This is a genomic window from Emergencia sp. JLR.KK010, from assembly GCF_037018265.1.
GTDB lineage: Bacteria > Bacillota > Clostridia > Peptostreptococcales > Anaerovoracaceae > Senimuribacter > Senimuribacter intestinalis.
In genome coordinates, this window is record NZ_CP143550.1 from 1021505 (window position 1) to 1032999 (window position 11495).

An 11495-nucleotide genomic window follows, 5' to 3' on the forward strand; every position below is an offset into this window, starting at 1 on the left:
ATGAAGGATAAAATTTGTATCGCGACATTTTCGGAAAACGCTGTAGAGGTGATTGCCAGATATGGGCTTGGCATAGAACTTAACGATATTTGTATATCAGAAGCGTTGGATGCCGACCAGGAAGAAAATACTATCAGAGCAATGAGAAAGGAAATCTCTGACTCACAGGCAAAAAATGTAATTATGCACGGACCATTTACGGAGATTATTCCAGCTTCTATCGACCACAGAGCGGTGGAGCTGGGACTTACCAGGCTTAATGAAGCCTACCGAATGTGCGAAAAATTGGGCGTGAATCGAATGGTTGTGCACAGCGGATATCAGCCGCTTCTATATTTCAAAGAATGGCACCACGAGAAATCTCTTTATTTCTGGAAAAAGTTCTTAGAGGATAAGTCAGAGGATTTTACTATTTATATCGAAAATGTTTTTGAAGATGAACCGTATATGATGAAGCAGCTGTTAGAGGAACTTGACGACCCGCGGGCACGCATTTGTCTTGATGTAGGCCATGCCAATGTCTGCACCCTGCCGGAATACGATATCTTTGACTGGCTTTCCGTGCTGGGACCTTATATCGGGCATTTTCATCTGCATAACAATGATGGAACGTCAGATTCCCATGGACCTGTTCATCAGGGGGCTATGGATATGAAAAAAGTTTTGCAGGAAATAGCAAGGCACTGCGGGCAAGATGTAACCATGACCATTGAAAGCAGGCAGTGTGCGGAAAGTGCTGCATGGCTTTGTCAATATTTTCGTGCATAGAACGTTTGTTTGTGGTAGAATAAAAGAGCATTTAAAATAAGGAGAGTTTACATAGATGAGTTTAGACAGATTGAACGACAAACAGAGACAGGCAGCTATGATGATCGAAGGACCGCTGCTCATTCTGGCTGGCGCCGGATCCGGCAAGACCAGCACCATGACAGAGCGTATCGCTTATATGATAGAGCAGGGGATATCCCCTTATCACCTTCTGGCTGTAACCTTTACCAATAAGGCGGCAGCTGAGATGCGGAGCAGAGTAGAGGATTTAGTAGGCAGCTGCAGGGACATGTGGATCATGACATTCCACTCTATGTGTCTTCGGATTTTGCGGTATCACTGTGAGATCATCGGCTATGATCATAACTTTGTCATTTATGACAGCACAGATCAGAAAACTATCGTCAAGAATATCATTAAGGCGCAGAATATCAACGATAAGGAATTCGGTGCGCCGTATCTTCTCAGCATTATCAGTTCTTTTAAGGAAAAAGCTGTGGACGCTGAGGGTTATCGGAAGACCATGGAGGATAACTTCAAGACGAAGATTATTTATAATGTGTTTAAGGCATACGAGGAGGAACTTAGGAAGAACAATGCCATGGACTTTGACGACCTGCTCTTAAACACAGTCAGACTTTTTGAAGCAGACGAGGCGATTTTGCTCAAGTATCAGAATCGGTTTCGTTATATCATGGTAGACGAATATCAGGATACTAACCATATTCAGTACAAGCTGATAAAGATGCTTGCTGAGGCCCATCACAATCTTTGCGTAGTAGGTGATGACGACCAGTGCATCTATCAGTGGAGAGGTGCGGATATCAGGAATATTTTAGACTTTGAAAAGGACTTTCCTGAGGCAAAGGTGGTCAAGCTGGAACAGAACTATCGCTCCGTAGGCAACATTTTGGCGGCAGCCCATTCCGTGATCGAAAACAACCACGGCAGAAAAGGTAAGAAGCTGTGGACCGAAAAGGAAGCTGGAGATAAGATCAAATATTACCGCGCCGACACGGAAAAGGACGAGGCTCGTTTTGTGGCGCAGCAGATCGACCTGATGAAAACCAGAGAGCGGAAGTTCAGTGATTTTGCCATTCTTTACAGAACCAACGCTCAGTCCAGACATTTTGAAGAGGCACTGACTGCAAGAGACATCCCATACAGAGTACTGTCGGGACTGCGTTACTACGACAGAAAAGAAATCAAGGATGTGATGGCATACATGCGCCTTGTGGTAAATCCGTACGACGACCTTTCTTTTAAGCGAGTAGTCAACGAGCCGAAGCGGGGTATGGGTGATAAGTCGGTGGAAAAGGTTGAGGCATTTGCCAAGGTCAGAGGGGAAAGTCTGCTGCAAGCTTTGTCTGATGAAGAGGTGCTTTCCACCCTGCCGTCTAAGGCTTATGCCGGTGTCAAGGCGATGGTAGAATGTATCAACCTTTGCAGAGCCGAGAGGGAGAACCTTAGGGTGTCTGACATTTATGACAACCTCCTTGTAAAAACCGGATACATGAAAGCCCTGGAAGATGCAAATACTGTAGAGGCAGAGGGACGTATCGAAAACTTGATGGAATTTAAATCGGTTATTTACGATTACGAAGATGAAGCCGAGAATCCGACCATCGAAGAGTTTATGGAGAAGATCACCCTGATGGCAGAAGTCGACAACCACGATGAGAGTCAGGATGCGGTAGTGCTGATGACCATGCACAGCGCAAAGGGATTGGAATTTCCGGTAGTATTTTTGCCGGGACTTGAGGACGGTCTTTTTCCAGGGCACAAAGCCTTTGATACGCCGACAGGTATGGAAGAGGAACGCAGGCTTTGCTATGTAGGCATGACCCGTGCAAAGGAAACGCTGATTCTGTGCAGCGCAGCTATGCGAACGCTCTACGGACGGACGGACTACACAAGAGAGTCCCAGTTTTTGCGGGAAGTTGATAAGAGACTCCTTGAGGGAGACGCTGTGTATGTCAGAAAGTCAAGAGATAGCGGTCTAGGTGTATCCACAGGATCTATCGACGGTTATGCAACCAAGGAAAGCCCGAAACCTTACGATGCGCTGCGCTTTGCAAAAGCAGCCACCCGTGCCAATGTAAGCGCTGCGGCAGGCGGTGAAGATTTTGCTATCGGAGACAGAGTGCGCCATGCTAAATTTGGAGAGGGACTCGTCATCGATCAGGATGACAAGACGATGACTGTTATTTTCGATGCTGCTGGACAGAAAAAAATGGCGAAGGGTATCGCTCCGCTAAAGAAAATTTAGGAGATAAAATGACCATGGAAGACAAAAAGTCTTTAATGAAAGAGAAAATAGAGATTTTGAATAGAGCCAGCAAGGCGTACTATCAGGATGCTGAGGAGATGATGTCCAACTTTGAGTACGATAAGCTTTACGATGAGTTGGCAGCTTTAGAGGCGGAAACCGGCATGATTCTGGCAGGCAGTCCTACGCAGAATGTGGGATATGAGGTGCTTTCGGATCTGCCGAAGGAGCGGCATCCGGAGAGAATGTTGTCGCTGGATAAGACAAAGGACAGACAGGCGCTGGCAGAATGGCTTGCAGGACAGAAGGGGCTTTTATCTTGGAAACTGGATGGACTTACCATTGTACTGACTTACGAGGAAGGAAAGCTGGTTAAGGCGCTGACTCGTGGAAACGGAGATGTTGGCGAAGTGATTACAAACAACGCCCGCGTCTTTGCCAATGTGCCTGTGGAAATTCCGCATAAAGGCAGACTGGTTCTGCGTGGAGAAGCAGTAATCAAGTACAGCGATTTTGAGAAGATCAATGCTTCTATCGGGAATGCCGATGCTAAATATAAAAATCCGAGAAACTTGTGCAGCGGCTCTGTACGTCAGCTGAATAACCGCATTACCGCTGAGCGAAACGTCAATTTCTTCGCTTTTAGTCTGGTGGAAGCTGCAGGCGTAGATTTTGCGGGCAGCCGGCAAAAGCAGATGATGTGGCTTTGTGACCAGGGCTTTGATGTTGTGGAATACAGGATGGTAGACGCAGAAAATGTGGTAGATGCCGTTGGATATTTTGAAGCAGCAGTGGCAGATAACGATCTGCCGTCGGACGGGCTGGTTCTGAGTCTGGATGACATCGATTATAGCCGCAGTCTGGGGACTACTGCAAAGTTTCCAAGGGATTCCATTGCATTTAAGTGGCAGGATCAGGTTGCGGAGACGACTTTAAAGGAGATTGAATGGAGCGCATCGAGAACTGGTCTGATTAATCCGGTGGCAATCTTTGAACCGGTAGAACTGGAAGGAACCACAGTGAGCCGGGCATCGGTGCACAATATCAGCGTGATGCGGGATCTGAAACTGGGACTTGGCGATACCATTACGGTGTACAAGGCAAACATGATTATTCCGCAGATTGCAGAGAATCTGACGGGGAGTAATGCGATAGAAGTGCCGGAGAGTTGTCCGGTCTGCGGAGAGAAAACTACAGTGAAAAACGACAATGGCGTAGAAACCTTGTACTGCACCAACGAGGCATGTCTCGCAAAGCAGATCAAACGGTTTACATTGTTTGTTTCTCGAGACGCGATGAATATAGACGGTTTGTCCGAGGCGACCATCGAAAAACTGATTGCAAAAGGGCTGATTCGTGAGTTAGCGGACCTGTTTGCGCTGGAACAGTATCGGGAACAAATCACAGCAATGGAGGGTTTTGGAGAAAAATCCTTTGAGAATTTGGCATCATCCATAGAAAAAGCGAGAGATACGACGCCGGAACGGCTCCTTTACAGTTTGGGTATTCCAGGCATCGGTGTTGCCAATGCCAAGGTAATTATCAAAGCCTGCGGCCGCAAGTGGGACAAAGCTGCAGCACTGACCCGTGAAGAACTGATTGAAATCGATGGAATTGGCGAAATTATGGCAGACGCCTATGTATCGTATTTTGACGATGAGGCGAAGCGAAAGGAAGCGGAAGATGTGCGTGCCATGGTGCGTCTCGATGAGACGGAAGAAGAAACGGCAGACTTTCTGGAAGGAAAGACATTTGTTATTACAGGTTCTTTGCAGCACTATGAGAATCGGGATGCACTGAAAGCAGAAATTCAGCGGGCTGGCGGCAAGGTAGCAGGCTCTGTCAGCGCAAAGACCGCATATCTGATTAATAATGATCTGCAGTCCACTTCCGGAAAAAACAAGAAAGCAAAGGAACTTGGTATTCCTATTATAGATGAAGAAACAATCAAGACTTGGATTGAAACAGGGGTGATAGAAGATGTGTAAGGAAGACGAATTGGCGAGGTCGGCTAAAAAAATGACGAGGTGTGCAGAGGCATCGCCGCTGGAAGCAGAGTTAGCATCTGGCGGAACGCAGGCCCTTGCTCCACTGAAAGTCGGCAAGTTGGACAGCGATGTACTGCAGGAAATTGTACTGGACAGGATTACCTACCGCAGACCTGAAGTGAAAACTCGTGCAGGTGTGGGAGAAGATTGTGCCGTTATCGACTTCGGATCATATGATTGTGTAATTTCCACTGATCCAATTACAGCAGCTGTTTCTGAAATTGGCCGGCTGGCGATTCATATTTCCTGCAACGATATTGCCAGCAACGGTATAGAACCCCTTGGCATTACCCTGGCAGTCATGCTGCCTGTAGGAACAACCATTGAAGATGTGGCAACGATCATGGAGCAGGCGGGAGAAGCGGCAGAAGCTTCTGGTGTTGAGATCATCGGCGGTCATACCGAAGTGACGCCGGCGGTGAATCAGCCGGTTATCGTCTCTACTGCTTTTGGTCGGGCAGTTTCAGGCAGCTGCCAGTCAGCGGGCGATATGCGCCCGGGCGATTATGTGCTTCTGACAAAATGGGCGGGGCTTGAGGGCACTGGCATTATTGCAGGCGATTTTGAAGCAGAACTGACAGATGTGCTGACAAAATCCGAGCTAATACATGCAAAATCGCTATTAGACGATGTAAGCGTCGTGAAAGAGGGCACTGCTGCCGGAAAGATTGGAACCGGCGGTATGCATGATGTAACTGAGGGCGGCATTCTGGGAGCAGTCTGGGAGATGTGCCATATCGCAGATCTCGGTGTGGAGCTTTGGGAAGAATCCATTCCGGTGCAGCCGGTTACAAGAAAAATCGCGGACCACTTTGGAATCAATCCGTTGCGGCTGATTTCCAGCGGCTGCATGATGATCATTGCAGCGTCGGAGAAGAAGGAGGCGCTGCTGGAGGCGATTACAGCGGTAGGTGTGCCGGTTTGCTGTATTGGGCGGATTTGCGCCAAGGAGGCAGGGCTTGTGCTGATTGGAGCAGACGGTGAGCGGTCTGAAATCACGCCGCCAGAGCCGGATGAGTTGTATAAGGTGGTAAAATAGCAAAGCTTTTAACCTATAACGATAAAATCGCGAGAAAATGTATAAGGAAATCGGCAAATCTTAACCGAAAATGAAAAAAATAGGGAAAAGTGTATAAGAAAGATTGTGCAGCAGTGTGGATTTTGTAAAAATTGTTTAAATGCAGGGTTGATTTAGAGGATTTTAAGAGTTGAATGCAGGGACTTTGCGCAAACTTGAGAGATTTTTATACATTTTTTCTTGAAAATCAAATTATAGGTTAAGTTTTCTCTGCTGATAAGCGAGGAAAGGGGATCAAGATGTACGAGTTGATACAGATAGGTGAACGGACTTATTACATAGAGTGCCCTGCAAAGATGGGACTCTTCAGGATTAATCAAGAAGAGGTTTGTCTCATTGACAGCGGCAATGATAAGGATGCTGCCAAAAAAGCCCTGCGCATCATCGAGGGGCAGGGTTGGAAGCTGAAGATGGTAATCAATACCCATTTTCATGCAGATCACATTGGTGGAAACCAACTGCTACAGCAGCGGACCGGCTGCACCGTGTGCAGCCGTGGCAGCGACCGCGCCTTCGTGGCGCGGCCGCTGCTGGAGCCGGCGTTTCTCTTCGGCTCCTGTCCGCCGCACGAACTGCAGAACAAATTTTTGATGGCAAAGGAAAGTGTGGTTACAGAACTGACAGAGGAACTGCTTCCAGAAGGTTTATCTATGATAGAACTTCCTGGTCATTCCGATGCGCAGTTTGGACTTAGAACCTGCGATGATGTAGTCTTTCTGGCAGATTGTCTTGTAGGCCAGGAAACTTTGGATAAATACCGAATTTCTTATATATTTGATATGGGAAGATATCTGGAGACATTGGAAATGGTCAAAGGGATCTCTGCCAAAGTCTTTGTGCCAGCCCACGGCGCAGCCTGTGAGGATATCGTACCTCTTGCCCAGGTAAATATTGATAACGCTATGGAAATCATGGACGACATTCTGAATCTTTGCTCCAACAAGGCGTTGATTTTCGATGATATCATGGCGGCCCTCTTTGAGAAATATAACCTTTGTTTTGATTTGGGGCAGTATGTACTCAACGGAACTACAGTGAAGGCCATGCTGACCTATCTCCATGAGGCAGAGAAGATGGAGATTGTAATAGAAGGCAATTATATAAAATGGAAGTCTGTTTTTTAACATGCTGCCTTTGTGCAAGTAGCACCTGGAACTGGTGAAACTTCTTAAACCCCTAAATACTATTTGACAATCCCGTCCAAAACCCATATAATAATATGTGCGACTAAAACGTACAAACTTTGTAGAGAAAACTGAATCATTGCCCTTTTATAGCTTCGCCTGGTATGGTTTGGGTCCTGCGCAATGGGATGCCGTGAACCTTGTCAGGTCCGGAAGGAAGCAGCAATAAGCGGAAGTTCTTATGTGCCGCAGATAAGCCTTCTCCAACGCCTGCGGAGCTATAAAAGGGCAATTTTTTTATAACATAGGAAATATCCACTGGTCGATATTTCCATATGTTTCGAGAAAAGCACTTTGTGAAGCGTCGCCGCGAGGCAGACGCCATGTGTGCATAGGAATTTATAATTCTGTCATGTGCACTTTTCTTATTCGGAAACAGCCAGAGCAGTGTGATGTGCATATATAATAAAAAAGTATCGAAAATATGCACGCCGGTGTGCATATTTTCGGCAAAATAGAAAAATTTATGCATATTTGCTCGGATAAAGGTTGAATTTTGTAGCGTATTTCGGTGTAATTCCTTGATTTTGGAAGGGGAATGTGCATATTTTCAGGTGTTTTTTGAGAAATATGCATAAGGGAGCGATAACTTGTACATATTTTAGGGATTTTTTTAAAAAATATGCACAACGAGCCGGAGAGCAGGCACGCTGCGCGGGGCACAACGAGCCGAGCCGAGTCAGGAAGCAGCAGGCACGCCTCCTACCACATTAAGCACCGTTAAAAACAAGGAGAGGAACTTCATGTACACAGCTTTATATAGGGCGCAGAGACCGGAGGTCTTTTCCGAGGTGATCGGGCAGGACCACATTGTCAGGATCTTAAAGAATCAGATTCAGACCGGAACGGTCAGTCACGCATATTTATTTTGCGGGACCAGAGGGACGGGTAAGACCACGACTGCGCGGATTTTAGCTAAGGCAGTTAATTGTCTTACAGAGGAAGAAAAACCCTGCGGTCACTGTGCAAACTGCATGGCGATCAAAGATGGAACTTTTATGGATGTCATTGAGATTGATGCGGCGTCCAACAATGGGGTAGATAATATCAGGGAACTCAGGGAAAGTGTAAAATATCCGCCGGCAGTGGGACGGAAAAAAGTCTACATTATAGACGAAGTTCATATGCTGTCAACAGGCGCTTTTAATGCACTGTTGAAGACTTTGGAGGAACCGCCGGAAAATGTAATCTTTATTCTTGCAACCACTGACCCGCAGAAACTGCCTCAGACGATTCTGTCAAGATGTATGCGTCTGGATTTTAAAAGAGTACCGGAAAAGGTGCTCATCGACCATATGGGTAGAATTTGCGCAGAGAAGGGAATCGAAATTACAGAGCGGGCGTTGCGACTTCTGGCAGCCAATGCAGATGGCTCTGTCCGTGATGGACTCAGCATCTTAGACCAGTGCCTGTCAGCAGGTGATCGTAAACTTGACAGAGACATTATTCTGGAATTTCTGGGAACGGTTTCCGAAGAATTCTTTATCAATCTGACAGACAAAGTTTCCCTTCATGACGTTGCAGGGGCGCTGGTGATTCTGGATGAAGCGCTGCAGGAAGGTAAGGATGTCAAACAGCTGATGAAAGACTGGATGAGTCACTACCGAAGCCTGTTGATTACAAAATACATTAAGAATGCAGAAGACATGTTGAACATGTCTACAGAAAATATAGAAAAGCTGCGGGATCAGAGCAGTCAAATCTCTCTGGATGAAATTAACAGCGGAATTGTTACTTTGTCACGAACTATCAATGACGCAAGATATTCCAGCCAGCCGAGGATACTGCTGGAGCTTGCCATCGTAACAATTGCTTCAGGTCTGACGGAGGCAGCGCCTATAGGCAAAAGTGTTCGTCAGGTGCAGCAGGCAAGCGTAAGACCGCAAGGGCAGCCACAGATGGCACAGCCAGCCCCAGTGGGAGCAGCAACAGCACCGCTGCAGCAGCCTCAGGCGGAACAGGTAGTAGCCTCAGCGCCAGTAGTTTTAGAAGAAAACGGTGCAGGCAATGCACTGCAGCAACAGCCGCAGACCGTGCAAATACCCAATTACGATTTGGATGAAATCTGGGAGCGCATTTTTGAAGAGGGCGAGGATATTAAGGGTAGCTTTAACCTGATTCGTACCGGTGCAGTACTGGCAGAGATAAATGACAGTCAGTTTAAGGTTATCGCACAAAACGCTTTCACCAAACAGTATGTAGAGAGTAATCAGCAGCAGATTTGTCAGCTGATGGAGAAGATTACGGGAAAGAACCTGAAACTGGTCTGCAAGACAGAGGAGCAGAATGAAGAAGTATCACCTCATAGACAGGAAGCGGAACAGCTGGCATCAGAAGTTCGCAGCAAACTGGATTTGGGTGTGGACATCACGATTAAATAAAGAGTAAACCATAGGAGGATAAAGACATGGGAAAAGGAATGAGAGCAGGAAAGAAACCGAAAGTTGGCGGAGGAGCAGGCAATATGCAGAAGCAGCTTGCGCAGATGCAGCAGATGCAGCGCCAGATGGAGCAGATGCAGGCAGAACTTGAAGAAAAGGAAATTACCACAACTTCTGGCGGTGGTGCAGTGAGCGTAACTGTAAACGGAAAGAAAGAAATTGTCAGTCTGAATCTGGATAAAGATATTGTAGATCCTGATGACGTGGAAATGCTGCAGGATTTAGTGATTGCCGCTGTCAACGAGGCAATGCGCCAGATTGACGAGATTTCTAATACTGAAATGAGCAAGCTGACCGGCGGGCTCAACATTCCGGGATTGATGTAATGAGACAGTATCCAAGACCATTAGGAAAACTGGTCAATGAACTGTCCAAATTGCCAGGAATCGGCGGAAAAACAGCACAGCGCCTTGCATTCCATATTCTGTCGTTGACAGATGGAGAGGCGCAGGGGCTGGCGCACTCTATTCTGGAGGCAAAACAGACGATGAAATATTGTTCTGTCTGCGGAAATCTGACCGATCAGGACCCGTGCAGCATTTGTACTGACCAAAACCGCAGACAGGATGTGATTTGCGTAGTGGAAAGTCCGAAAGACGTAATGGCGATGGAGCGTATCAAAGAATTCGACGGGCTTTATCACGTGCTTCATGGAGCAATTTCTCCTATGGATGGCATAGGACCTGAGGATATCAACTTGAAGCAGCTGATTGTAAGGCTGCAGAACAGTCAGGTCAAAGAACTGATTTTGGCAACAAATCCTAATATCGAAGGGGAAGCGACGGCTATGTATATTGCAAGGCTGATTAAACCCTCCGGAATCAAAGTCAGCAGAATTGCTAACGGTATACCTGTAGGCGGCGATTTAGAATATGCTGACGAAGTAACACTTTTGAAAGCTATGGAAGGGCGCAGAACATTATAAAGGGACAGATTTTTGGAATCTGTCTCTTTTTTGGATTATGAAGGTAAAGGGGCAAAAGGGGCAGACTGGTGCGGTGAGACTTCTGCACTGCGCAAAATTGCCGAGCCGACTGTCATCCCTGCACCCGCAGCCCTTCTTCCTTTGCAATCTGCATAAAATAGTTATATTTCTTTGTTGCCGCAAGAAGACTGTAAGCAGCACAGTCGATAGCGGCAGTATCGGTCAATTCATTGAAAAGGTTTGTCGCTGCTTCCATTTCGGAGCGGGCGATTTTGATACAGGACAAAATTTGGTTCTCTTTGTTTTTCAATGGAATCACATCCTTTGTAGTTATTTTATTCTATTTTATTCCACCTGCGCATATTTTATACAACGAGTACATTATTTTAGGCGGAGGATTTACTATGGGCACAGAACTGAGCGTATTTTTGACTTTTGGCGGTACGTTGATTTTAATCTTTTTATTGGGAAAAGCACTGCTTGTTCCAGTGAAAGTAATTTTGCGGCTGCTGGCGAACAGTCTGATAGGTGCTGTTTTAATTATTGTAATAAATTACATTGGAATGAATTTTGGAATTCTCATCCCAATTAACGTTGTTAATTCTTTAACAGTGGGCGTTTTAGGGGTTCCTGGCGTTGTCACGTTGCTTTTGTTATGCAATTAAATGTATATTTTGTGCATATTTATATGTATATTGTATTTTTAGTTGTACAATCTTGACAAAGTTACTTTTCTGTATTAAAGTAGATACATTACGATTTTTATTACAAAAAATTAGAGT

General features: G+C 46.1%; 10 protein-coding genes and 1 other RNA gene. 10 read left to right on the top strand and 1 reads right to left on the bottom strand.

Annotated features, from left to right (window positions below):
* From V1225_RS04840 to recR, 9 genes are all read left to right on the top strand, one after another.
* The gene (locus V1225_RS04840) at window positions 1-768 is read left to right on the top strand and encodes a sugar phosphate isomerase/epimerase (RefSeq protein ID WP_338547689.1); all 768 of its coding nucleotides are present in this window, start codon (window positions 1-3) and stop codon (window positions 766-768) included.
* Window positions 769-823: 55 nt separating this feature from the next.
* Window positions 824-3037, top strand: coding sequence for a UvrD-helicase domain-containing protein (locus tag V1225_RS04845; protein ID WP_338547690.1), 2214 nt, complete (start codon window positions 824-826; stop codon window positions 3035-3037).
* 14 nt (window positions 3038-3051) lie between these two features.
* A complete protein-coding gene (gene ligA, locus V1225_RS04850; RefSeq protein WP_338547691.1) occupies window positions 3052-5025 on the top strand; it encodes an NAD-dependent DNA ligase LigA in 1974 nt (657 codons plus the stop codon).
* Window positions 5018-6124, top strand: coding sequence for an AIR synthase family protein (locus V1225_RS04855; protein WP_338547692.1), 1107 nt, complete (start codon window positions 5018-5020; stop codon window positions 6122-6124). The genes ligA and V1225_RS04855 overlap by 8 nt, the downstream gene beginning before the upstream one ends.
* A 278-nt stretch (window positions 6125-6402) precedes the next feature.
* Window positions 6403-7287, top strand: coding sequence for an MBL fold metallo-hydrolase (locus tag V1225_RS04860; protein ID WP_251613425.1), 885 nt, complete (start codon window positions 6403-6405; stop codon window positions 7285-7287).
* An 88-nt stretch (window positions 7288-7375) separates the two neighbouring features.
* Window positions 7376-7587: signal recognition particle sRNA large type (gene ffs / locus V1225_RS04865), an RNA gene on the top strand.
* A gap of 503 nt (window positions 7588-8090) precedes the next feature.
* Window positions 8091-9728, top strand: coding sequence for a DNA polymerase III subunit gamma/tau (gene dnaX / locus V1225_RS04870; RefSeq protein WP_251613427.1), 1638 nt, complete (start codon window positions 8091-8093; stop codon window positions 9726-9728).
* A 26-nt stretch (window positions 9729-9754) separates the two neighbouring features.
* Window positions 9755-10114 carry a YbaB/EbfC family nucleoid-associated protein gene (locus V1225_RS04875; protein ID WP_160202032.1) on the top strand — a complete coding sequence of 120 codons (360 nt, stop codon included), beginning with the start codon at window positions 9755-9757 and terminating at the stop codon, window positions 10112-10114.
* Window positions 10114-10713 (top strand): recombination mediator RecR, encoded by a 600-nt coding sequence (gene recR / locus V1225_RS04880; protein ID WP_160202033.1) that lies wholly within the window; start codon window positions 10114-10116, stop codon window positions 10711-10713. The genes V1225_RS04875 and recR overlap by 1 nt, the downstream gene beginning before the upstream one ends.
* A gap of 112 nt (window positions 10714-10825) precedes the next feature.
* Here recR and V1225_RS04885 read toward each other — a convergent pair whose 3' ends face one another.
* Window positions 10826-11023 carry a DUF2508 family protein gene (locus V1225_RS04885; RefSeq protein ID WP_160202034.1) on the bottom strand — a complete coding sequence of 66 codons (198 nt, stop codon included), beginning with the start codon at window positions 11021-11023 and terminating at the stop codon, window positions 10826-10828.
* Window positions 11024-11117: 94 nt separating this feature from the next.
* Between V1225_RS04885 and V1225_RS04890 the strand changes: the two genes are divergently transcribed.
* Entirely contained in the window at window positions 11118-11378 is a 261-nt protein-coding gene (locus V1225_RS04890) for a pro-sigmaK processing inhibitor BofA family protein (protein ID WP_251613429.1), read from the top strand.
* The last annotated feature ends 117 nt before the right edge of the window (window positions 11379-11495 follow it).

Excerpts from the sequence above, each read along its gene's own strand:
- V1225_RS04840 (WP_338547689.1), top strand. The coding sequence starts at position 1 with ATGAAGGATAAAATTTGTATCGCGACATTTTCGGAAAACGCTGTAGAG.
- V1225_RS04845 (WP_338547690.1), top strand. The coding sequence starts at position 824 with ATGAGTTTAGACAGATTGAACGACAAACAGAGACAGGCAGCTATGATG.
- ligA (WP_338547691.1), top strand. The coding sequence starts at position 3,052 with ATGGAAGACAAAAAGTCTTTAATGAAAGAGAAAATAGAGATTTTGAAT.
- V1225_RS04855 (WP_338547692.1), top strand. The coding sequence starts at position 5,018 with ATGTGTAAGGAAGACGAATTGGCGAGGTCGGCTAAAAAAATGACGAGG.
- V1225_RS04860 (WP_251613425.1), top strand. The coding sequence starts at position 6,403 with ATGTACGAGTTGATACAGATAGGTGAACGGACTTATTACATAGAGTGC.
- dnaX (WP_251613427.1), top strand. The coding sequence starts at position 8,091 with ATGTACACAGCTTTATATAGGGCGCAGAGACCGGAGGTCTTTTCCGAG.
- V1225_RS04875 (WP_160202032.1), top strand. The coding sequence starts at position 9,755 with ATGGGAAAAGGAATGAGAGCAGGAAAGAAACCGAAAGTTGGCGGAGGA.
- recR (WP_160202033.1), top strand. The coding sequence starts at position 10,114 with ATGAGACAGTATCCAAGACCATTAGGAAAACTGGTCAATGAACTGTCC.
- V1225_RS04890 (WP_251613429.1), top strand. The coding sequence starts at position 11,118 with ATGGGCACAGAACTGAGCGTATTTTTGACTTTTGGCGGTACGTTGATT.